We start from the raw sequence: 20,493 nt of genomic DNA on the forward strand, positions 1-20,493 counted from the left end.
AGCAGGCGCAGACCCCCTCGGAGGTCTACCGGCGCCTCATGGACGGCAACCAGCGGTTCGTCGACGGCACCCCGGCGCACCCCAACCAGGACGCCTCCCGCCGCGAGGCGCTGACCGCTGCACAGGCCCCCTTCGCCACCCTGTTCGGGTGCGCGGACTCCCGCGTCGCCGCGGAGATGATCTTCGACGTCGGGCTGGGCGAGATGTTCGTCGTCCGCACCGCCGGCCAGGTCGCGGACTCGGTGACGATCGGCAGCCTCGAGTACGGCGTCGAGGTGCTCGGCACCCCGCTGCTCATCGTGCTCGGACACGACAGCTGCGGGGCGATCACGGCCGCGCTGAATTCCTTCGCCACCGGTGACATGCCCGAGGGCTTCATCTCCGACGTCGTGTCCAAGCTGCTCCCCTCGGTGGTCCGCGCGACCGGCGCGGGGCGCGGCGACGTCCAGGGCACCGTCGTGCAGAACACCATCGACACCGTGCGCCGTCTCCCCCAGCGCTCGGCGATCCTGCGGCAGGCCGTCGAGGACGGCCGCCTCGTCATCGCCGGGCTGACCTACCGGCTCGCCGACGGCCGGGTCAACCTCGTCGCGAAGCTCGATGCGAGCGGCGTCACCGAGACGCCGCAGGCCGACTCCGCCCCCGAACCCGCCGCCTGATCCGACCGCCGCCCACACCCCCGACCCCTGAGGCGCGGGCCCGCAGCCCGCATCACGACACCAGCAAGGAGCTGAGAAGAAGCATGAGCGAAGAATTCCGCATCGAGCACGACACCATGGGCGAGGTCAAGGTCCCCGCCCAGGCCCTCTACCGGGCGCAGACGCAGCGCGCCGTCGAGAACTTCCCGATCTCCGGCTCGACGCTCGAGAGCGCCCACATCGCCGCGCTGGCCCAGGTCAAGAAGGCCGCGGCGCGCGCGAACGAGGAGCTCGAGGTCCTCGATGCCGCCCGCTCGAAGGCGATCCAGGCCGCCGCGGACTCCGTCATCGCCGGCGAGCACGACGGGGAGTTCCCGATCGACGTGTTCCAGACCGGTTCCGGCACCTCCTCGAACATGAACACCAACGAGGTGCTCGCCACCCTGGCCACCCGTGCGCTCGAGGGCGAGGGCATCGAGGTCCACCCCAACGACCACGTCAACGCCTCGCAGTCCTCGAACGACGTGTTCCCGACCTCGGTCCACGTGGCCGTGACCTCGGCGCTCGTCCACGACCTCACGCCCGCGATGGAGCACCTCGCCACGTCGCTGGAGAAGAAGGCGAAGGAGTTCGAGAACGTCGTCAAGTCCGGCCGCACCCACCTCATGGACGCCACCCCGGTGACGCTCGGCCAGGAGTTCGGCGGCTACGCCGCGCAGATCCGCTACGGCATCGAGCGGATCCAGGCCTCGCTCCCCCGCGTCGCCGAGGTCCCCCAGGGCGGCACCGCAGTAGGCACCGGCATCAACACCCCGGCCGGCTTCTCCTCCCGCGTCGTCGAGCTCCTCGCCGAGCAGACCGGCCTGCCGATCACCGAGGCGCGCAACCACTTCGAGGCGCAGGCCAACCGCGACGGCCTCGTCGAGGTGTCCGGCCAGCTCCGCACGATCGCCTACAGCTACATGAAGATCAACAACGACCTGCGCTGGATGGGATCGGGCCCGAACACCGGCCTGGGCGAGCTCCACATCCCCGACCTCCAGCCCGGCTCGTCGATCATGCCCGGCAAGGTCAACCCGGTGATCTGCGAGGCCGCGATCCAGGCCGCCGCCCAGGTCATCGGCAACGACACCACGGTCGCCCTGTCCTCGACGAACGGCGCCTTCGAGCTCAACGTCGGCATCCCGGTGATGGCGAAGAACCTCCTCGAGTCGATCCGCCTCATCGCGAACGTCTCCACCGTCATGGCCGACAAGATGATCGACGGGCTCACCGCGAACGAGGAGCGCTGCCGCTTCCTCGCCGAGGCCTCGCCCTCGATCGTCACCCCGCTCAACAAGGTCATCGGCTACGAGGCGGCGGCGAAGATCGCCAAGCACGCGGTGAACAACAAGATGACCGTCAAGGAGGCGACGATCGACCTCGGCTTCGTGGAGGACGGCTCGATCACCGAGGTTGACCTCGACAAGGCCCTCGACGTCACCACGATGATCGGCGACTACAGGTAGAAGCACCGACGCCCACGACGTCACCGTCATCGAGCGGTCGCTCCCCTCCGGCCTCCTGCCCCGGAACGCCAGGGAAGCGACCGCTCGATGCTGTTCGACAGGAGACGAGCGATGAGCGAGCTCGCTGACCGCCTGCGCGCCGCGCATGCGGAGGCGACGATGACCGGCTGGGACTTCTCCCGCCTCGACGGCCGGCTGCGCGCCGACGACCCGCCGTGGGACTTCGAGGCCGACTGCCGCACCGCGCTGGGCGCGTCCCGAACCGCAGCGGACCTCGGGACCGGCGGCGGCGAGCGGCTCCTCGCCCTCCTCGCCGGCCTGCCGCCGGGGACCGCACCGGCAGAACCCGGGCAGCAGCGGCGCACCGTGACCGCGACCGAGGGGTGGGAGCCGAATCTGCCCGTCGCCGGGGCCGCCCTCGCCCCGGCCGGGATCGCGGTGCTCCCCTACGACTCGGAGGCCGGGGAGCTGCGCGAGTGGTTCGGCGGCGCGCCGCTCCACCCGGAGGTGCGCCTGCCGATCATGGTCGCGGAGCTCGCCGCCGCAGGCCTCACGGTGGACCGCGCCGAGGACTGGGCGGGCACGATGGAGTTCTGCGACGCCGAGGCGCTCGTCGAGTACCTCGGGCTCGTCCCCTGGGACGTCCCGGGCTTCGCCGTCGACGACCACCTCGAGACCCTCGCCCGGTTCGACGCCGCCCCGATCCAGGTGACGCAGAAGTGCTTCCGGGTGACGGCCCACCGGCCGCCTGCCTACCATGGGGCATGACCCTGCATCCGCACCTCGTCCCGCTCTCCGCCCTGCTCGGGGTGTGGCGCGGGCCCGGCCACGGCGAGTACCCGACGATCGACTCCTTCGACTACACCGAGGAGCTGACCTTCACCGACGTAGGGAAGCCGTTCCTCGCCTACCGGCAGCGCACCTGGGCGCCCGACGGCCGGCCGCTCCACACCGAGACCGGGTTCCTCCGCTCCCCCGGTGAGGGGCGCATCGAGATCGTCCTCGCCCAGCCCACCGGGCAGACCGAGCTCGCCGAGGGGACGCTCGCCGCACACGACGACGGCTTCGAGATCCGCCTGCGCTCCCGGGTGGTCAACTCCGCGAGCGCGAAGCCCGTGAAGACGACCGAGCGGGTCTACCGGCTCTCCGGCGACGTGCTCGCCGTGGACTTCGCGATGGCCGCGGTGGGCCTGCCGCTCACCCACCACCTCGCCGCGCGGCTCGAGCGGGCCCCGGCAGAGCCCTGAGCCTCCGCTGCGCACCCGCACCGGGTCAGTGCATGTCGTACTCCTCGAGGACGCTCGTGACGAGGGCCGCGATCGCCGAGCGCTCGGAGCGGGTGAGGGTGATGTGGGCGAACAGCTGGTGCCCCTTGAGCTTCTCGATCACCGCGGCGACGCCGTCGTGGCGGCTCACCCGCAGGTTGTCGCGCTGGGCGACGTCGTGGGTGAGGACCACGCGCGAGTTCTGCCCGAGGCGCGAGAGCACCGTGAGCAGCACATTGCGCTCGAGCGACTGCGCCTCGTCGACGATGACGTAGGCGTCGTGGAGGGAGCGGCCGCGGATGTGGGTGAGCGGCAGCACCTCGAGCAGCCCGCGGTGGACGACCTCGTCGATGACGTTCTTCGACACGAGGGCTCCGAGGGTGTCGAACACCGCCTCCGCCCACGGGTTCATCTTCTCGCCCTCGGAACCGGGCAGGTAGCCGAGGTTCTGCCCGCCGACGGCATAGAGCGGCCGGAACACCATGATCTTCTCCTGCGTGCGGTCCTCGAGCACGGCCTGCAGGCCGGCCATGAGCGCGAGTGCGGACTTCCCGGTGCCCGCCCGCCCGCCGAGGGACACGATGCCGATGTCCTGATCGGTGAGGAGGTCGATCGCGATCCGCTGCTCGGCGGAGCGCCCGTGCACGCCGAACACATCCCGGTCCCCGCGCACGAGCTTGATCCGGTTCGGCCCCACGACCCGGCCCAGCCCGGAACCGCGCGGCGAGCTCAGCACGAGCCCGGTGTTGACGATCTCCCCGGCGACGGCCTCGGTCTCGAGGTGCCCGGTGTCGAACAGCGTCTTCATCTCCGCCTCGTCGAGCGCCGCCTCGGACAGGCCGGTGAAACCGGAGTCGATCGCGAGCTCGGCGAGGTACTCCTCGGCGCGCAGGCCGAGCGCGGAGGCCTTGACGCGCATCGGGATGTCCTTCGTCACGACGATGACGGCGTCGCCCTCGGCCTGGAGGTTGCGGGCGACGGCGAGGATGCGGGTGTCGTTCTCCCCGCGGTCGAACGCCACCGGCATGCCCGAGGAGTCCACGTGGTTGATCTCGACCCGCAGCGATCCGCCCTCCTCGCCGAGCGGCAGCGACTCGTCGAGACGGCCGAACTCCTGCCGGAACTCGTCGAGCATGTTGAGCGCCTTGCGGGCGGCGAAGCCGAGCTCCGGGTGGTGGCGCTTGCCCTCGAGCTCGCTGACGACGATGAGCGGGATCACCACCTCGTGCTCGGCGAAGCGGTACACCGCGTTCGGATCCGACAGCAGCACCGAAGTGTCGAGGACGTAGGTGGTGCGGGATGATGCGGTCATGTTGGGCTCCCCTGTGCATCGTCTGCCGAGGCGCCCGTTCCCTGTCCTTCCCCGACGAGATGTGCACCCCGGGTTGGTGTCGGCCAACTGCTTCTCAACCTACCCGTGGCTCCCGGTCGCGACCGGCGGCGCGCCGGACCGGCGTGTGACAGCAGGATGAACAGCGGCTGAATCGCAGCGCCGGCATCTTCCCTCGGGTGCGGCTAGCGCCCGTAGCGGCGGTTGCGCTGCCCGTAGGAGCGCACGGCGCGGAGGAAGTCGGTGCGCCGGAAGTCGGGCCAGTAGGCCTCGCAGAAGTAGAACTCCGAGTACGCGGACTGCCACATGAGGAACCCGGACAGGCGCTGCTCGCCGGAGGTGCGGATGATGAGGTCCGGGTCCGGCTGTCCCTTGGTGTAGAGGTGCTCGGAGATGCAGGCCTCGCTCAGGCTCTCGAGCGCCTCGTCGATCGTCGCCCCGGCGGCCCGCTCCTCGGTGAGCCAGCTGCGCACCGCGTCGACGACCTCCTGGCGGCCGCCGTAGCCCACCGCGACGTTGACGGTGAGGAGCTTGGCGGTGGGCTCGCCGGAGGCGGAGCGCTGCTGGGCGCCGATGAGCTGGGAGCGCAGCGGCTCGGGGATCATCCCCAGGTCACCGACGAGCTGCACCGAGGCGGTCTCCCGGTCGGCGATGTCCGAGGCCATCCGGGCGATGATGTCGGTGAGCGCCGCGACCTCCTCGGCGGGCCGGGCGAGGTTCTCCTTCGACAGCACATAGAGCGTGACGACCTCGACGCCGATCTCCTCGCACCAGCCGAGGAACTCGAGGATCCGCCCGGCGCCCATCCGGTGGCCGTGCTCGGTGGTCGTGCCGAACTCCTTGGCCCAGCGCCGGTTGCCGTCGGTGATGATCCCGACATGGCGCGGCACCTGCTCGCCGGGGGCGATCCTGCGCACGATGCGGCGGTCGTAGAGTCGGTAGAGCGCCGACTGCAGAGTTCCTTTCACGCGCATGGTCCTCAGCGTACCCGGCCCGCGCGGGCGCGGCATGCGGCGCCCGATAGAATCGGTGTCATGGATTCCCCCGTCACCCGGCCGCCCGAGCCCCCCTCCGAGGCACCCGCCGGCGGCGGCAGCTTCTACGGCAGCCGGCGCGGCCGCGCGATCCGCCTCGAGCTCAGCCGGCTGGCCGGGCAGATCAGGCCCTCGTGGCGCGGCTGGATCCACGCCGGGGCGTTCCCGCTCGCCGTGATCGGCGGGCTCGCACTCATCATCCTCTCCCCCACCATCGCCTCGCGCATGGCCGCGGCGGTGTTCACCGTCACCGGCATGATGCTGTTCGGCACCTCGGCCGTCTACCACCGCGGGCGCTGGCGGATGCGGGTGCGGCTGCTCCTGCGCCGCCTCGACCACGCGAACATCTTCCTCATCATCGCCGGCACCTACACGCCGCTCGCCGTCCTCATGCTCGATCGCGGCGCGGCCACCGTGCTGCTGAGCATCATGTGGATCGGTGCGATCCTCGGGGTGATCTTCCGGATCGTGTGGACGACCGCCCCGCGCTGGCTGTTCGTCCCCGTCTACGTCGGCATCGGGGTCACCGGGGTCGGCTACCTGCCCCAGATCTGGCAGGAGAACCCTGCGGTCGCGATCCTCGTCATCGTCGGCGGCGCGCTCTACATCGCCGGCGCGGGGATCTACGGCATCAAGCGGCCCGACCCCGCCCCGCGGGTGTTCGGGTACCACGAGATCTTCCACACCCTCACGGTGCTCGGCTTCGGCTGCCATCTCGCCGCCCTGCTCGTCGGCGCGGTGACGACGAACCCCGAGCTCTGAGCCGGGCGGTCCGGCTCAGGTGCGAGGCGGGGTGTCCCCGGCATCCGTGTCCGCGACATCCGAGTCGGGTCCGACGGCATCGCCCTGCCCGTCGTGGCCGTGGTTGAGGGGCTGGTTCTCCTCGCCCGGACGCCGCATCGGGATCGGGTAGCGGTCGACCGCGTGGTCCTTGGCGCGCACGCGGCGCACGCGCTTGAGCGCGTCGCGGATGAGGAAGATGGCCGCGACCACGATGAAGAACGTCACGAGGAAGCCGATGGTGCCCGGGGTGACGAGCACCGGGTCCGGGTACTCGATGTCCTCGGTGGGCGCCGGCGACTGGGCCAGCGCGATGAGTGCGGCGTTCATCCCTCGTCCTCTCGGGCACCCTGGCCCAGGGGTCCGGTGTCGGGCACTCGCCGCCCTGAGTCGTCGATCACGCCGGCGAACAGATCCGATTCGACGAACTCCTGTGCGCCGTCGAGCGGGTCCCGTCCGGTGAAGTCGAGGGCGAGCTCGAACTCCTCCGAGGTCCAGTACTTCTTCGAGGCCTCACGGGCCCCGGTGAAGAACCCGCCCTCCGGATCGATCTGGGTGGCGTGGGCGAGCAGCGCACGGTCGCGCTGCTCGAAGTGCTCGCGGCACTCGATCCGGGTCGACAGCCAGGTGCGACGCGTGTCCGCCCGCTCCCGGTAGCGCTCGAGCATCTCGCCGAACGGCGATTCGAGCCCGTCGGCGAGCATCCGCTCGTGGATGATGAGCCATTTCGTCGGGGAGAGGTCCTGGTTGTAGTAGACCTTCTGCACCTGCCAGGGCTCGCCGAGCTCCGGGTTGTCCTCCGGGTGGGCGGCGGATTCGACTGCCGCCATCGTCACCTCGTGGGTCTTGATGTGGTCCGGGTGCGGGTAGCCCCCGAGCTCGTCGTAGGTGGTGACGACGTGCGGCCGGAAGCTGCGGATGAGGTGCACGAGCGGACGTGCGGCGACCGCGGTGGGGGTCCGGTAGAAGCAGCCGTGCGGGGTCTCGACGGCCGGGTCGCCCTCGGGCAGCCCGGAGTCGACGAAGCCGATCCAGCGGTGCTCGGCGCCGAGCTCGGCGGCCGCGCGGGCCATCTCGTCGCGGCGCAGCCCGGCGATGTCGCGGGCGGCCTGCGGACTCTGGAGCAGCGCCGGGTTGAGGATGTCCCCGGCCTCCCCGCCGGTCATCGTCGCGATCATCACCCGCGCCCCGCGCTCGGCGTAGAGGGCGGTCGTCGCCGCCCCCTTGGAGGATTCGTCGTCGGGGTGAGCGTGCACCGCCAGCAGACGCAGTCCGTGGTAGGGCAGTGACTCCGAGGACGGGTGACTCATGGGTGGCGGAACCTCTCGACACGGGCCCACCGGGTCCGCACCGCGGGGGCGGGCTCTCCGGAGGGACGACAATTCGACTACTCTAGATTAGTGCGCCGCACGGACACGAGACGAATCGGGATCGACAGCATATGACCACGGCACAGGCCGCCATCGCCGAACGGTACGGGAGCGCCCGTCCACCGGCCCGCCGACCGCCGCGCCGCCGCGGCCTCGCGATCGCCGCCGCCGCGGGCATCACCGTGATGATCGCGCTCGCCGCGTGGTACTCCTTCGCCCCGCGCACCACCCCGACCGATCCCACGACGATCGGCTACGAGGTCGTCGACTCCACCCGCACCATCGCCCACGTGTCGGTCGTCCCGGACGCCGAGCGCACGATCGAGTGCATCGTGCAGGCGACGAACGAGCAGGAGGCGATCGTCGGCTTCCGCGAGGTCACCGTCGATCCGGACCCGGCGGCCGACGAATCCCGCCCCGCGCAGCTCCGCCTCGACATCGCGACCACCCAGCTCGCGGCGAGCGGGCATGTGGATTCCTGCTGGTTCCTCGACTAAACTGGAGCCTTCGAACACTGTTCACTCCCGGAAGCCGACCGGCTCCCGGGAGTTCTCATTGCAGTTCGGCCGCAGCCTGCGGCCGGGATTAGGAGTGACATGACCGAGGACATCACGGGTGAGGAGACCTGGCTCAGCCAGGAGGCCTTCGATCGCCTGACCAAGGAGCTCGAGCACCTCAAGGGGCCCGGTCGTGTCGAGATCGCCGAGCGCATCGAGGCCGCCCGCGACGAGGGCGACCTCAAGGAGAACGGCGGCTACCACGCCGCACGCGAGGAGCAGGGTAAGCAGGAGGCCCGGATCCGTCAGCTCGAGCACCTGCTCGCGCGCGCCCAGGTGGGCGAGACCGACACCGACACCACGGTGGTCTCCCCCGGCAAGGTCATCACCGTCGACGCCGGCGGCCGCGAGCTCACCTTCCTGCTCGGCTCCCGCGAGATCGTCGACGAGAACGAGACGATCAACGTCGTGTCCGAGCAGGCTCCCCTCGGCGCGGCCGTCAACGGCAAGAAGGTCGACGACACCGCCGAGTACGAGGCGCCCAGCGGCAAGACCATCGCCGTCACCGTCAAGCGCATCGAGGCCTACACCGGCTGATGCGCCGCCGGAGACCATCCGGCACGCAGCGATCGACGCAGCAGAACGGCCCGGGGCTCACGCCCCGGGCCGTTCGCGTCGGTGCGCCCGGCGGCCGGACCCCGACTCAGAGCCGGGTGTCGGGATCCCCCGAGCCGGGTCCGCGCCCCGAGGCCGGTGCATCTGTGCCGCGTGCCTGCGCGGCGTCCTTCGCCTGCGACCCGCGCGCGGATGATCCGTGCGCCTGCGGCGCCGGGTCCTGCTCCTCCTGCAGCGAGGTGCGCAGCGGGGAGTCGTCCGGGTCGTCGTCGAGCACGGGTCTCTCCTCGCCGTCCTCGACCGTCGTCTTCGCCTCCTCGTCCGGGGCGAAGACGTCCTTGCCGGAGAGGTAGAGGACGACAGTGTTGATCACCGCGATGAGCGGGACGGCGAAGAGCGCGCCGGGGATGCCGTAGAGGAACCCGCCGGCGGCCACCGCGAGGACCACCGCGAGCGGGTGGACGGAGACGGCCTTGCCCATGATGAACGGCTGCAGGACGTTGCCCTCGATCTGCTGCACGAGGAGCACGACGCCGAGCATGATGAGCGCGGAGACGAAGCCCTGCGAGACGAGCGCGACGATGACCGCGATGGCGCCGGTGGCCACCGCACCGACGATCGGGATGAAGGAGCCGAGGAAGACGAGCACGGTGAGCGGGATGACGAGCGGCAGCCCGAGGAAGAACGCGCCGATGCCGATGCCGACCGAGTCGACGCCGGCGACGATGATCTGCACCCGCACGTACTGGACGAGGGTCTGCCAGCCGCGCAGCGCCGCGCCCTCCGCCTGGGCACGGGCGGGCTTGGGCAGGAGCCCGACGAACCAGCTGAAGATGCTGCGGCCGTCGTAGAGGAAGAAGAAGGCGGTGAACAGGGTGAGGAGGAGACCGGTGAGGAAGCTGCCCACCGAGCTCGCCGCGCCGACCGCCCCGCCGAGGATCTGCGAGGAGTGGCCCTGCAGGTAGACGGTGGCCTGGTTGACGCCGTCGTCGATCGCCTGGGAGATGCGCGCGGACTCGAGGCCGAACGGATTGCCCTGGAGCCAGTCGCTGATCGAGCGGAAGCCGGCGACGACCTGGTCGGCGAGGTCGGTGAAGCCGACGACGATCTGCTGGCCGACGAGGTAGAGCAGGCCGACGACGAACACGATGAAGCCGACGAATGAGATCAACGAGGCGAGCACCTGGGGCAGCCCGATCCGGCGCAGCAGGCCGACGAGCGGGGACAGGAGCGCGGAGATGAGGAGCGCGATGAGCGCCGGCAGGACGATCATGCTGACCTTGGACAGCAGCCACAGCGCGACCCCGATCCCGGCGAGCACGACGATGGTGCGCCAGCTCCACGCCGCGGCGAGCCGCATGGGCGGGGCGACGTAGGGCTCGTAGGCCCCGCGCCCGAGCTCGTCCTCGGTCGGCTCGGCGTAGACCGCCGGCCCCGGGGCGAGGGTGCCGAAGCTGCCGCCGGGGCGCTGGACCGCTTGGTCGCGACGGAGCCTGAATTCGTCCCACACACTGCGCAGTCGCCGGGTCATCCCGGTCCGGGTCTCGTTGGCCATGGGCCCCACTGTATCGCCTAGACTCGCCACGGAACCGAAAGGACGGAGATGCGGCGAACGACGAAGTGGGGGCTCGCGCTCGGGGTCGGCATGCCGGCGCTCGGGCTCGCGCTCGGCAGCGTGCAGCTGCGCCTCCAATCCGCCCGTCTGCGGACCGCCGTCGAGCAGGACGGTCGCCGCCCGGTGCCGCAGCCCGCGCTCCGCGTCGACCGCTCCACCGGCCGCGGCATCCCGCTGGTCGAGAGCCGCGCCGACGAGGACCTGCCGGCCGTCGCCGTGCTCGGGGACTCGTGGGTCGCCGGCCTCGACGTCGGCTCCCGACGCCGCACCCAGGGGATGCTCATCGCCCGCGGCGTGGCCCGCCTCGTCGGCGAGGACGTGCGGCTGCGCGTCGTCGCCGCGCCGTCCGCCGGGGCCGACGACCTCCTCGGGCAGGTGTCGGCCGTGCTCACCGACCGCCGGATGCGCCGCTCGCGCACCGGCGGCGGCGAACCGCGCTACGCCGTCGTGTCGATGGGCACCGCCGACCTCGTCCATCCGATCAGCGGCACGATCGGGCTGCCGGTCCTGTCGACGGTGATCAACCGACTGCAGCGCGAGGGCGGGTACCGGGTCATCGTGCTCACCGTGCCCAACCTCGGTCTCCTCCCCTCGATCGGCCGACCGCTGCGCGACGTGCTCCGCCGCAGCTCGCGTGTGCTGTCGGGCTCCCAGTGGCTGACCGCGGTGAGCACCGGTGCGCTGCCCGTGTCGCTCAACCAGACGCTCACCGGCACCACCCGGATCGGGCTGGTCAGCGCCGGCGGCCGCTATCCGAGCGTGCTCGGCTGCGCGCAGCTCGCCGCGGCGATCGTCCACCGGATCGCCGAAGACCTCGCCGCGCCCGTGTCGATCGCCTCCGGCACCGAGCCCACCGCGCACCCCGCCGCGGAGCACGACGCACCCCCACCCTCGGCCTCCGCAGGACCGGCCGCCGATCCCGAGGAGCTCTCCGCATGACCGCCGTCGTCCTCGCCTCCGCCTCGCCGTCGCGCCGGAGGATCCTCGCCGGGTCCGGCATCACGCCGCACGTCATCGTCTCCGGCGTCGACGAGGCTGCCGTCGAGGCCGCCCATCCGGATGCCGATGTCCGCACGCTGGCCGGGGTGCTCGCGGAGGCGAAGGGCCGGACCGTGCTCGACCGCATCCTCACCGGCACCGCAGAGATCCCCGGGGACTCCGGCACCGCGGTGCTCATCGCCTCGGACTCGATCCTCGAGCTCGGCGGCAGGCCGGTGGGCAAGCCCCACACCGCCGAGGCGACCCGCCGGGTGTGGGAGGAGATGGGCGGGACCACGGCCCTCCTGCACACCGGTCACTGCGTCGCGCGGCTCGACCGCAACGCCCCCGCCGGGAGCCCCGCCCCGGACGCAGCACCGACCGCGTCCGGGCACGCGCAGGCGGGATGGGGCCTCACCGGCATCACGGTCGAGACGGCGAGCACCGTCATCCGCACCGCCCGGCCGAGCCCGGCCGAGCTCGACGCCTACATCGCCACCGGGGAGCCCCTCGAGGTCGCCGGCGCACTGACGATCGACGGCTTCGGCGGCGCCTTCGTCACCGGGATCGAGGGCGACCACCACAATGTCATCGGCCTGAGCCTGCCGGTGCTCCGCCGGCTCGTCACCGGGCTCGGCGTGTTCTGGCCGTCCCTGTGGGACGCCCGCGACTGAGCGCGACACTCCCGGAGCGCTGAGAGAAGTTCGCACAGGTCTTTTGTCGATCGGCCACAAGCGTTTGGCGGGACTCTCTAGGTTTGACCTGTTCCACATCGTTCTGCCCTCAGGAGTCCCCCACATGAGTCAGCTGGCCGCGGAGTACTCCGCGAGCGTGACGCACCGGCCGGTCCGCGCGGTGTTCATCGCCAACCGCGGAGAGATCGCCCTGCGCATCATCCGCGCCTGCCACGACCTCCGGATCCGCGCGATCGCCGCCTACACCCGGCCGGACGCAGACGCCGACTTCGTCCGGCTCGCCGACGACGCCTGGCTGCTCGACGGGCTCGGACCCGCCGACACCTACCTCAGCATCACCCGACTCCTCGATCTCGCCCGGAGGTCCGGCGCCGACGCCGTGCACCCCGGCTACGGGTACCTCGCGGAGAGCCCCGACTTCGCTCAGGCCGTGCTCGACGCCGGCCTCGTGTGGGTGGGCCCGCCGCCGGCGGCGATCGCCCGGCTCGGCGACAAGGCCGGAGCCCGCGCCGTCGCCGAGGCCGTCGATGCCCCGATCACGCGCGGCTCCGGCGGCGCGGTGGAGGGCCTGGAGGAGGCCCGGCGGATCGCCGAGGAGATCGGCTACCCCGTGGCCGTCAAGGCCGTCTACGGCGGCGGCGGGCGCGGCTTCCGCACCGCGGCGGACGCCTCCGAGCTGCAGCCGGCCCTCGAGTCCGCCACCCGGGAGGCGCGCAGCGCCTTCGGCCGCGGCGAGTGCCTCCTCGAGCAGCAGATCGTCGACCCCCGGCACGTCGAGACGCAGTGCCTCGTCGATGCCGCCGGCACCGTCCACGTGGTGTCCACCCGCGACTGCACCCTGCAGCGGCGCAACCAGAAGATCGTCGAGGAGGCGCCCGCCCCGTTCCTCACACCCGAGCAGCAGGAGACGGTGACCGAGGCCTCGCGGCGCATCCTCGCCGAGGTCGGCTACGTCGGCGCAGCGACGTGCGAGTTCCTGCTCGGCCGCGACGGGCGCCCGACATTCATGGAGGTCAACGCCCGGATCCAGGTCGAGCACACGGTGACCGAGGAGGTCGCCGGGGTCGACCTCGTCGCCTGGCAGCTGCGGATCGCCGCCGGCGAATCCCTGCCGCCGGAGCTCCCCGCCCCGCGCGGCCATTCGATCGAGTTCCGGATCAACGCCGAGGACGCCCGCCGCGGCTTCTTCCCCGCGACCGGTCGGATCACCCGCTACATCCCGCCGGCCGGGCCGGGCATCCGGCTCGACTCCGGCGTGGGCACCGGCACCGAGGTCGGCACCGACTTCGACCCGATGCTCGCCAAGCTCATCGTCACCGGTGAGGACCGCGCGCAGGCGCTCGCCCGCGCCCGCCGCGCGCTCGACGAGTTCACCATCGAGGGCGTGCGCACCCTCATCCCGCTCCACCGCCGGCTCGTCGACGAACCGGCCTTCGCCGAGGACTTCACCGTGTCGACGCACTGGCTGCAGTCGACCTACATGCCCCAGTTCGACACTCCGGAGGAACCCATGTCCGTGCACACCCAGCCCGCCGAGGACGTCATCGACATCGTCGTCGAGGTCGAGGGCCATCGGATGACCGTCAAGGTCCCCGCCGAGCTCGCCCGCCCGGCGGCTCCCGGGTCGGCCACCCGGCGCGGCGGCCTGCGCCGCCAGGGCTCGCGCCGCGAGGACGATTCGCCGCGCCTCACCGCTCCCATGCAGGGCACCATCGTGTCCGTCGAGGTCGCCGCCGGCGACACCGTCGAGGCCGGTCAGCGGCTCGCGGTGATCGAGGCGATGAAGATGGAGCAGCCGCTCACCGCGACGCACGCCGCGACCGTCGCGCGCGTGCTCGTCGAGCCGGGCGCCACGGTGCGCGCCGGCGAGCCGCTCGTCGAGTTCGAGGCCTGAGCCCGCCCGCCGGGTTCGGCACCTGTCTCAGCGCACGGCGTGGGCGCACCGGCCTCAGCGGGCGTGGTGGTGGAGCTTGCGCGCCGCCTCCGTCACCGAGCCGCTGAGCGAGGGGTAGACGGTGAAGCTCGAGGACAGCTGATCGACGGTGAGGCGGTTCTCGACGGCGAGCGTGATCGGCAGGATGAGCTCGCTCGCCTTGGGGCCGACGACGACGCCGCCGAGGATCGACCCCGAGCCGCGCCTGGCGAAGATCTTGACGAAGCCGTCGGTGATCTCCTGCATCTTCGCCCGCGGATTCGTCGACAGCGTCTGCGTCACCGTCTCCACCTCGTCGGAGTTCTCGAGGTAGTCGGCCTGGCTGAAGCCCACCGTGGCGATCTCCGGGGCGGTGAAGACGTTCGAGGCGACGTTGCGCAGCTTGAGCGGGGAGACTGCGTCGCCGAGCGCGTGCCACATCGCGATCCGTCCCTGCATCGCCGCGACCGAGGCGAGCGGGAGCACCGCGGTGCAGTCCCCGGCGGCGTAGACGCCGGGTGCCGAGGTGCGCGACACCCCGTCGACGGTGATGTGGCCGGATTCCTCCGTCTGCACCCCGGCCGCCTCGAGTCCGAGGTCCTCGGTGTTCGGGATCGAGCCGACCGCCATGAGGCAGTGGGTCGCCGCCACCGTGCGGCCGTCCTCGAGGGTGACCTCGACCCCGGTCTCCGTGCGCTCGACCGATGTCGCGCGCGAGCGCGACAGCACGTTCATGCCGCGGGAGCGGAACACGTTCTCGAGCACCTCCGCGGCGTCGCTGTCCTCGCCGGGGAGCACCCGGTCGCGCGAGGACACGAGGGTGACCTGGCAGCCGAGCGCGTTGTAGGCCGAGGCGAACTCCGCGCCGGTGACGCCGGAGCCGACGACGACGAGGTGCTCCGGGAGCTCCGCGAGGCCGTAGAGCTGGGTCCAGGTGAGGATCCGCTCGCCGTCGGGCTGAGCGCTCGGCAGCTCGCGCGGGTGGGCGCCGACCGCGAGCAGCACGGTATCGGCCTCGACGGAGTACGCCTCCCCGTCGGCCGGGGAGATCTCGACCTGCCTGCGGCCGGTCAGGCGCGCCTGCCCCTTGACGGCGGTGACCCCGGCGCGCACGAGGCCGTGGTGGATGTCGGTGGCCTGGGCGTTGGCGAGCTCGAGGATCCGGGTGTTGATCGCACCGAGGTCGGCGCGGATCCGGCCGCCGGTGGAGTCCGAGGCCTCCCCCGTGTCGGTGTCGTCGAGGCGGATGCCCAGCGACCCGGATTCCGCGATGTCGCCCATGAGCTCGGCGGTCGCGATGAGCGTCTTCGAGGGCACGACATCGGTGAGGACTGCCGCACCGCCGCAGCGGTTGCGTTCGACGAGGGTGACGTCGGCGCCGAGCTGTGCGGCGACGAGGGCCGCCTCGTAGCCGCCGGGGCCGCCGCCGATGACGACGACTCGGTTCTGCGCGGGATCCAGTACGTTCTTCACCCGCTCATCATGTCAAACCCGCTCGGGGCTGACGAAATCGCCGGGATGGTCCTCCCCCGACGCCGGCGGCACCGCGATCGGGCCGCCGCCGAGCGCGCGCATGGCGCCGAGGATCGCGACGAGGTCGACGCCCTCCTGGAGGATCGCACCGAGCACCGCGGGGAGGAAGCCGAAGGCGGCGACGAGCATGAGCCCCAGCGAGATCGCGATGCCGAGCCAGATGCTCTGCAGCGCGATCCGCACGGTGCGCCGGGCGATCGCCACGGCCTGCGCGACGGTGGAGATGTCGTCGGCGGTGACGACCGCGGCGGCCGCCTCGCTCGCCGCCGTCGCTCCGCGTGCGCCCATCGCGATCCCGACGTCGGCGGCCGCGAGCACGGGGGCGTCGTTGATGCCGTCGCCGACCATGAGCACCGGGCGGGGGCGAGCGGCGGCGACGATGTCGACCTTGGTGGACGGGGTGCACTCGGCGTGGACGGTGTCGATGCCGACCTCCGCGGCGATCGACTCCGCGGTCGGGGCGACGTCGCCGGTGAGGATCGCGCAGCGCTCGACGCCGAGGCCGCGGAGCGCCGCCACGGTGCCCGGCGCCTCGGGACGCACCGGGTCGGCGAGCACGATGGTCCCGGCGAGCTCGTCCCCGCGGGACACGTAGACCGCGGTCTCGCCGGCCGTGAGCGGTGTGCGCCGCAGTCCCGGCACCCGCTCGGCGACGAAGGCGGGCTTGCCCACCCGCACCTCGGTGCCGTCCGCCAGCGTCGCCTGCACCCCGTTCGTGGCGACCTCGGCGGCCTCGGCGACCTCGGCCGGCCGCAGCTCCCGGCGGTGGGCGGCGGCGACGATCGGGGCGGCGAACACGTGCACGGAGTACTGCTCGGCCCCGGCGGCGAGCGCGAGGACCTCGTCGGCGGGGAGGGATCCGGGATGGACGGCGCGGATCTCCGGGCGCCCCCGGGTCAGGGTGCCGGTCTTGTCGAAGGCGACCGAGCGGACGCGGGACAGCGTCTCGATCGCCCCGCCGTTCTTGACGATGACGCCGATCCGAGCGGTGCGGCTCATCCCGCCCATGAAAGCCACCGGCGCGGCGATGAGGAGGGGGCACGGGGTGGCGACGACGAGCACCTCGGCGAAGCGGACCGCCTCGCCGCTCACCGCCCAGCTGATCCCTGCGATGAGGAGGGAGAGCACGGTGAAGGGCACGGCGTAGCGATCCGCGAGGCGCACCATCGGCGCCTTCGAGGCGACCGCCTCCCCGACGAGCTCGACGATCGCGTGGTACTGCGAGTCCTGCTCCGTCGCCGTCGCCCGCATGGTGAAGGCCTCGGTGCCGTTGACGGTGCCGGAGTGCACCTCCTCGCCCGCGGTGCGGGTGACGGGCAGCGGCTCCCCGGTGAGGGAGGACTCGTCGATCGAGGCGTGCGCGTCCTCGAGCACCCCGTCGACGGGCAGCACCTCGGCCGGGCGCACGAGGAGGCGGTCGCCGGGTGCCACCGCGCGCACGGGGATGCGCTTGATCTCCCCCGCAGCGGTCAGCCGGTTGGCGAAGGCCGGGGCGCGGCTGATGAGGGCGTCGAGCTCGCGGCCGGCGCGCCCGGCGGCGTAGTCCTCGATCGCCTCGCCGCCGGTGAGCATGAGCACGATGATGAGGCCAGCGACGTATTCCCCGACGAGCACTGTGGACACCATCGCGACGACGGCGAGCACGTCGAGGCCCCAGGAGCCGGCGAGGAGGTCGCGGACCATGTCGATCGCAGTGAGGACGACGACGAGGGCGATGACGGCGGTGGCGAGGATCTGCGCCGCACCCGGGGCTCCCAGGCCGAGCAGGCCGAGGGTGAGCACGAGCGCGGCGAGGGCGAGCGCGACCAGCGGATAGCTGCGGAAGAAGCCGACGATCCTCATACCACCAGTGTCGGCCACCGCGCCCGGTCCTGCCAGGAAGGACAGGGCAACCCCACCCCGCGCCGGCCCGGGGCCGGAGGAGATGGATCGGAGGAGGCGGCTCAGAGGAGGCGGCCGCGCTCCCGGTGGAGCGCGGTGATCTCCTCGTAGGCCTGCGCATTGCCGTGGACGCGGGCGAGGTCGTCCTCGGTGAGCGGGCGACGCACCTTGCCGGGCACCCCGGCGACGAGCGAGCCGGCGGGCACCTCGGTCCCCTCGAGCACGACGGCGCCGGCGGCGACGAGCGAGCCGCTGCCGATCCGGCACTCGTTGAGGAGCGTCGCACTCATCCCGACGAGCACGTCGTCGCCGACGATGCAGCCGTGGACGAGCGCGCGGTGGCCGACGGACACCCGGTCGCCGATCACCACGGGCTTGCCCGGGTCGGCGTGCATCACGGTGCTGTCCTGGATGTTCGTGCCGGACCCGATGGTGATCGAATTGCGGTCCGCGCGCAGCACGCAGCCGTAGTAGATGCTGCTGCCCGGCCCCACCCGGACGTCGCCGATGAGCGTGACGCCGGGGGCGATGAAGGCGCCCGGGTCGATCGTCGGGGCGACGCCGTCGATCGCGATGAGGCGGACGTCGGCGAGGTCCCCGAGGGGGCGGCCGGAGGAGGTGTGCGAATCGGTCATGCACCCCAGCCAAGCAGACGCCGGCGCACCGGCACAAGAGCGCCGGGCCGGTGTCTCACCCCGGTGCGCGGCGATTTGCACCCGGCCCGCCGTTGTGCTGAGAATGGAGATCTGTCAGTGATTTCACACTGCTCAACCCTTGTGCGCCCCTCCGGCGTGTGTGAGTCTTGTGGTGATCGTTCCATACGATCGCCGATCTTCCACGCCGTCACCCGTGTCTGCGCTCCCGTTCGGGAAGCCCCCGGTCCGCGGCAGCGGCGATCTCCGCTCCCAGGAAAGGACACCATGGACTGGCGCCATCGCGCGGCGTGCCTCAACGAGGACCCGGAACTCTTCTTCCCCATCGGCAACACCGGGCCCGCTCTGCTCCAGATCGAAGAGGCCAAAAGCGTCTGCCGGCGGTGCGAAGTCGTCGAGACCTGCCTGCAGTGGGCACTCGAATCCGGTCAGGACGCCGGAGTCTGGGGCGGTCTGAGCGAGGACGAGCGCCGCGCTCTCAAGCGGCGCGCCGCCCGCGCCCGCCGCGCCGGCTGAGCGCACCCGCACGCTTTCTCCCAGCGGCCGCAGGCTCGATGAGCCTGCGGCCGCTGTCGTGCTGTGCGTGGCCACCGGGGCAGGTCCCGCCCGGGGCGCTCACACCGTGTCGGAGCGCAGCGGCACGTCGATGAGCGCCTCGGTGCCGCCGCCGGCGCGCGGCCGCCACTCGATGCTGCCGGCGAGGTCGCTCGTGATGAGGGTCCGCACGATCTGCGTGCCGAGCCCCGAGCCGGGGCCGCCGCCGGGCGGCAGGCCGACGCCGTCGTCGGCGATGATGACGGTGAGCCGGTCCCCCACCCGCTCCGGGGTCACCCACACGGTGCCGCGCAGGGTGTCCTGGCCCTCCGGCTTCGCCGACAGCGGGAAGCCGTGCTCGATCGCATTCGTCACGAGCTCGGTGAGCGCGAGCGCGAGCGAGGTCGCGTCGGCCGAGGAGATCGCGCCGAAGCTCGCGGTGCGCCGCAGGGTGACCTCGAGCTCGGGCGAGGTGAGCTCGGGGGTGAGCCGCAGGCCCTTGTCGACGATCTCGTCGAAGTCGACCTCGCTCTCCACCCCCTGGCTCAGCACGTCGTGGACGACGGCGATGATCGCCACCCGGCGCATCGCCTCCTCGAGCGCGGCCCGCGACTCCAGGGACTCCATCCGCCGGGCCTGCAGCCGCAGCAGCGCCGACACCGTCTGCAGGTTGTTCTTCACCCGGTGGTGCATCTCCCGGATCATCGCGTCGCGGCTCAGCAGCTCGCGCTCGCGGCGCCGGATCTCGGACACGTCCCGGGCGAGGATGATCGCGCCGGTGCGCGTGCCGGCCCGGGTGATGGGGATCGCGCGCAGGGACACCGAGACCCGGCCGGACTCGACCTCGGTGCGCCACGGCGCGCGGCCGGTGAGCACGAGCGGCAGGGTCTCGTCGACCGGACGGAGCTGGGCGATGAGGCCGGACACGACCTCGGCGAGGTAGCGGCCCTCGATCTCCCCCTCGTGCCCGAGCCGGTGGAGCACGGACACGCCGTTCGGGGAGGCGTAGCGGACCCGGCCCTCCCGGTTGAGGACGATGAGCCCGTCGCCCACGCGGGGCTCCCCGCGATGGGCGCCGGAGGGCGCGCTGAGATCGGGGAACGCCCCCTCGGCGATCATCGACAGGAGCATCGTCGCGCTCGAGCGGTAGTAGCGCTCGAGCCGGGAGGAGCCCTGCCGGCGCCCCTCCTCGGTGTGCCGGGTCAGCACGGCGATGACCCGGCCGGCGCGCACCACGGGGACCGCCTCGGCGCCGACGAGCGGGGGCTCGGCGGCCTGCGAGATGACGATCCGCTGCTGGGAGTGGGCCTCGTGGAGCAGCGCGCGCTCCTCCGCGGTGGCGAGCGTGCCGACCTCGTCGTGCGGGTAGACCGTCGAGCCGGTGGTCGGCCGGCAGTGCGCGATCACCCGGTATTCCGGAGCCTCACCGTCCGCACCCGCCTCAGGCGTGTCCGTGCCGCCCTCGGGATCGGCCCCGATGCCCTCGCCCCCGGCCGCCTCGGCGATGCGGGCCGGGGCCCACAGCACGAGGTCGGCGAAGGAGAGGTCGGCGATGAGCTGCCAGTCGCCGACGACGAGGTGGAGCCACTCGACGTCGTCGGCGTCGACGATCCCCTCGGCGGCCAGCAGATCGCTCAGCAGACCCATGGGTCCTC

General features: G+C 72.2%; 20 protein-coding genes. 11 read left to right on the forward strand and 9 right to left on the reverse strand.

What is annotated here, in order from left to right; genetic code table 11:
• Positions 1-38 precede the first annotated feature (38 nt).
• The 4 genes from MTQ12_RS12525 (at position 39) to MTQ12_RS12540 (ending at position 3,393) form a co-directional block, all read left to right on the forward strand.
• Complete coding sequence (locus MTQ12_RS12525; RefSeq protein ID WP_137320441.1) at positions 39-659, forward strand: carbonic anhydrase; 621 nt, start codon at positions 39-41, stop codon at positions 657-659.
• 83 nt (positions 660-742) lie between these two features.
• A complete protein-coding gene (locus MTQ12_RS12530; protein WP_247618869.1) occupies positions 743-2,146 on the forward strand; it encodes a class II fumarate hydratase in 1,404 nt (467 codons plus the stop codon).
• Positions 2,147-2,257: 111 nt separating this feature from the next.
• On the forward strand, positions 2,258-2,914 hold the full coding sequence (locus MTQ12_RS12535; protein WP_247618870.1) for an SAM-dependent methyltransferase: 657 nt from the start codon (positions 2,258-2,260) through the stop codon (positions 2,912-2,914).
• The gene (locus tag MTQ12_RS12540; RefSeq protein WP_247618871.1) at positions 2,911-3,393 is read left to right on the forward strand and encodes an FABP family protein; all 483 of its coding nucleotides are present in this window, start codon (positions 2,911-2,913) and stop codon (positions 3,391-3,393) included. The genes MTQ12_RS12535 and MTQ12_RS12540 overlap by 4 nt, the downstream gene beginning before the upstream one ends.
• A gap of 25 nt (positions 3,394-3,418) precedes the next feature.
• Here the strand turns inward: MTQ12_RS12540 and MTQ12_RS12545 are convergent, their stop codons facing one another.
• Both MTQ12_RS12545 and uppS read right to left on the reverse strand, forming a co-directional pair.
• Positions 3,419-4,723, reverse strand: a complete 1,305-nt coding sequence (locus MTQ12_RS12545; protein ID WP_247618872.1) for a PhoH family protein — start codon at positions 4,721-4,723, stop codon at positions 3,419-3,421.
• Between the two features lie 203 nt (positions 4,724-4,926).
• Entirely contained in the window at positions 4,927-5,715 is a 789-nt protein-coding gene (gene uppS / locus MTQ12_RS12550) for a polyprenyl diphosphate synthase (RefSeq protein ID WP_247618873.1), read from the reverse strand.
• Positions 5,716-5,775: 60 nt separating this feature from the next.
• On the opposite strand from uppS, the gene MTQ12_RS12555 reads away from it, so the two are divergent.
• Positions 5,776-6,537 carry a hemolysin III family protein gene (locus MTQ12_RS12555; RefSeq protein ID WP_247618874.1) on the forward strand — a complete coding sequence of 254 codons (762 nt, stop codon included), beginning with the start codon at positions 5,776-5,778 and terminating at the stop codon, positions 6,535-6,537.
• Positions 6,538-6,552: 15 nt separating this feature from the next.
• On the opposite strand, the gene MTQ12_RS12560 is transcribed toward MTQ12_RS12555, so the two are convergent.
• Positions 6,553-6,885 (reverse strand): hypothetical protein, encoded by a 333-nt coding sequence (locus MTQ12_RS12560; RefSeq protein ID WP_247618875.1) that lies wholly within the window; start codon positions 6,883-6,885, stop codon positions 6,553-6,555.
• Positions 6,882-7,865: a mycothiol conjugate amidase Mca gene (mca, locus tag MTQ12_RS12565; RefSeq protein WP_247618876.1), complete on the reverse strand. Its 984-nt coding sequence runs from the start codon at positions 7,863-7,865 to the stop codon at positions 6,882-6,884. Before mca ends, MTQ12_RS12560 begins: the two co-directional genes overlap by 4 nt.
• A gap of 131 nt (positions 7,866-7,996) precedes the next feature.
• Here mca and MTQ12_RS12570 point away from each other — a divergent pair, with 131 nt between their 5' ends.
• Positions 7,997-8,422, forward strand: a complete 426-nt coding sequence (locus MTQ12_RS12570) for a DUF4307 domain-containing protein (RefSeq protein WP_137319242.1) — start codon at positions 7,997-7,999, stop codon at positions 8,420-8,422.
• A 99-nt stretch (positions 8,423-8,521) separates the two neighbouring features.
• Entirely contained in the window at positions 8,522-9,019 is a 498-nt protein-coding gene (gene greA, locus MTQ12_RS12575) for a transcription elongation factor GreA (RefSeq protein WP_137319241.1), read from the forward strand.
• A 106-nt stretch (positions 9,020-9,125) separates the two neighbouring features.
• Here greA and MTQ12_RS12580 read toward each other — a convergent pair whose 3' ends face one another.
• The gene (locus MTQ12_RS12580; protein WP_137319240.1) at positions 9,126-10,592 is read right to left on the reverse strand and encodes an AI-2E family transporter; all 1,467 of its coding nucleotides are present in this window, start codon (positions 10,590-10,592) and stop codon (positions 9,126-9,128) included.
• A 48-nt stretch (positions 10,593-10,640) separates the two neighbouring features.
• Between MTQ12_RS12580 and MTQ12_RS12585 the strand changes: the two genes are divergently transcribed.
• From MTQ12_RS12585 to MTQ12_RS12595, 3 genes are all read left to right on the forward strand, one after another.
• Entirely contained in the window at positions 10,641-11,591 is a 951-nt protein-coding gene (locus MTQ12_RS12585; RefSeq protein WP_247618877.1) for an SGNH/GDSL hydrolase family protein, read from the forward strand.
• Positions 11,588-12,304, forward strand: coding sequence for a nucleoside triphosphate pyrophosphatase (locus MTQ12_RS12590; protein WP_137319238.1), 717 nt, complete (start codon positions 11,588-11,590; stop codon positions 12,302-12,304). The genes MTQ12_RS12585 and MTQ12_RS12590 overlap by 4 nt, the downstream gene beginning before the upstream one ends.
• 124 nt (positions 12,305-12,428) lie before the next feature.
• Positions 12,429-14,219 (forward strand): biotin carboxylase N-terminal domain-containing protein, encoded by a 1,791-nt coding sequence (locus tag MTQ12_RS12595; RefSeq protein WP_247618878.1) that lies wholly within the window; start codon positions 12,429-12,431, stop codon positions 14,217-14,219.
• Between the two features lie 54 nt (positions 14,220-14,273).
• Here the strand turns inward: MTQ12_RS12595 and MTQ12_RS12600 are convergent, their stop codons facing one another.
• From MTQ12_RS12600 to MTQ12_RS12610, 3 genes are all read right to left on the reverse strand, one after another.
• Positions 14,274-15,710 carry an NAD(P)H-quinone dehydrogenase gene (locus MTQ12_RS12600; protein WP_137319236.1) on the reverse strand — a complete coding sequence of 479 codons (1,437 nt, stop codon included), beginning with the start codon at positions 15,708-15,710 and terminating at the stop codon, positions 14,274-14,276.
• 12 nt (positions 15,711-15,722) lie between these two features.
• Positions 15,723-17,612, reverse strand: coding sequence for a heavy metal translocating P-type ATPase (locus MTQ12_RS12605; RefSeq protein ID WP_247618879.1), 1,890 nt, complete (start codon positions 17,610-17,612; stop codon positions 15,723-15,725).
• Between the two features lie 101 nt (positions 17,613-17,713).
• The gene (locus MTQ12_RS12610; protein WP_247618880.1) at positions 17,714-18,286 is read right to left on the reverse strand and encodes a gamma carbonic anhydrase family protein; all 573 of its coding nucleotides are present in this window, start codon (positions 18,284-18,286) and stop codon (positions 17,714-17,716) included.
• Between the two features lie 285 nt (positions 18,287-18,571).
• On the opposite strand from MTQ12_RS12610, the gene MTQ12_RS12615 reads away from it, so the two are divergent.
• Positions 18,572-18,820, forward strand: coding sequence for a WhiB family transcriptional regulator (locus MTQ12_RS12615; RefSeq protein WP_137319234.1), 249 nt, complete (start codon positions 18,572-18,574; stop codon positions 18,818-18,820).
• Positions 18,821-18,919: 99 nt separating this feature from the next.
• On the opposite strand, the gene MTQ12_RS12620 is transcribed toward MTQ12_RS12615, so the two are convergent.
• Entirely contained in the window at positions 18,920-20,485 is a 1,566-nt protein-coding gene (locus MTQ12_RS12620) for a PAS domain-containing sensor histidine kinase (RefSeq protein WP_247618881.1), read from the reverse strand.
• Positions 20,486-20,493: the final 8 nt, after the last annotated feature.

The organism is Brevibacterium sp. R8603A2, assembly GCF_023072605.1.
Classification (GTDB): Bacteria; Actinomycetota; Actinomycetes; order Actinomycetales; family Brevibacteriaceae; genus Brevibacterium; species Brevibacterium pityocampae.

What these genes read in the sequence shown, in the direction of transcription:
- MTQ12_RS12525 (WP_137320441.1), top strand. Translation starts at nt 39, where the DNA reads ATGGACGGCAACCAGCGGTTCGTCGACGGCACCCCGGCGCACCCCAAC.
- MTQ12_RS12530 (WP_247618869.1), top strand. Translation starts at nt 743, where the DNA reads ATGAGCGAAGAATTCCGCATCGAGCACGACACCATGGGCGAGGTCAAG.
- MTQ12_RS12535 (WP_247618870.1), top strand. Translation starts at nt 2,258, where the DNA reads ATGAGCGAGCTCGCTGACCGCCTGCGCGCCGCGCATGCGGAGGCGACG.
- MTQ12_RS12540 (WP_247618871.1), top strand. Translation starts at nt 2,911, where the DNA reads ATGACCCTGCATCCGCACCTCGTCCCGCTCTCCGCCCTGCTCGGGGTG.
- MTQ12_RS12545 (WP_247618872.1), bottom strand. Translation starts at nt 4,723, where the DNA reads ATGACCGCATCATCCCGCACCACCTACGTCCTCGACACTTCGGTGCTG.
- uppS (WP_247618873.1), bottom strand. Translation starts at nt 5,715, where the DNA reads ATGCGCGTGAAAGGAACTCTGCAGTCGGCGCTCTACCGACTCTACGAC.
- MTQ12_RS12555 (WP_247618874.1), top strand. Translation starts at nt 5,776, where the DNA reads ATGGATTCCCCCGTCACCCGGCCGCCCGAGCCCCCCTCCGAGGCACCC.
- MTQ12_RS12560 (WP_247618875.1), bottom strand. Translation starts at nt 6,885, where the DNA reads ATGAACGCCGCACTCATCGCGCTGGCCCAGTCGCCGGCGCCCACCGAG.
- mca (WP_247618876.1), bottom strand. Translation starts at nt 7,865, where the DNA reads ATGAGTCACCCGTCCTCGGAGTCACTGCCCTACCACGGACTGCGTCTG.
- MTQ12_RS12570 (WP_137319242.1), top strand. Translation starts at nt 7,997, where the DNA reads ATGACCACGGCACAGGCCGCCATCGCCGAACGGTACGGGAGCGCCCGT.
- greA (WP_137319241.1), top strand. Translation starts at nt 8,522, where the DNA reads ATGACCGAGGACATCACGGGTGAGGAGACCTGGCTCAGCCAGGAGGCC.
- MTQ12_RS12580 (WP_137319240.1), bottom strand. Translation starts at nt 10,592, where the DNA reads ATGGCCAACGAGACCCGGACCGGGATGACCCGGCGACTGCGCAGTGTG.
- MTQ12_RS12585 (WP_247618877.1), top strand. Translation starts at nt 10,641, where the DNA reads ATGCGGCGAACGACGAAGTGGGGGCTCGCGCTCGGGGTCGGCATGCCG.
- MTQ12_RS12590 (WP_137319238.1), top strand. Translation starts at nt 11,588, where the DNA reads ATGACCGCCGTCGTCCTCGCCTCCGCCTCGCCGTCGCGCCGGAGGATC.
- MTQ12_RS12595 (WP_247618878.1), top strand. Translation starts at nt 12,429, where the DNA reads ATGAGTCAGCTGGCCGCGGAGTACTCCGCGAGCGTGACGCACCGGCCG.
- MTQ12_RS12605 (WP_247618879.1), bottom strand. Translation starts at nt 17,612, where the DNA reads ATGAGGATCGTCGGCTTCTTCCGCAGCTATCCGCTGGTCGCGCTCGCC.
- MTQ12_RS12610 (WP_247618880.1), bottom strand. Translation starts at nt 18,286, where the DNA reads ATGACCGATTCGCACACCTCCTCCGGCCGCCCCCTCGGGGACCTCGCC.
- MTQ12_RS12615 (WP_137319234.1), top strand. Translation starts at nt 18,572, where the DNA reads ATGGACTGGCGCCATCGCGCGGCGTGCCTCAACGAGGACCCGGAACTC.
- MTQ12_RS12620 (WP_247618881.1), bottom strand. Translation starts at nt 20,485, where the DNA reads ATGGGTCTGCTGAGCGATCTGCTGGCCGCCGAGGGGATCGTCGACGCC.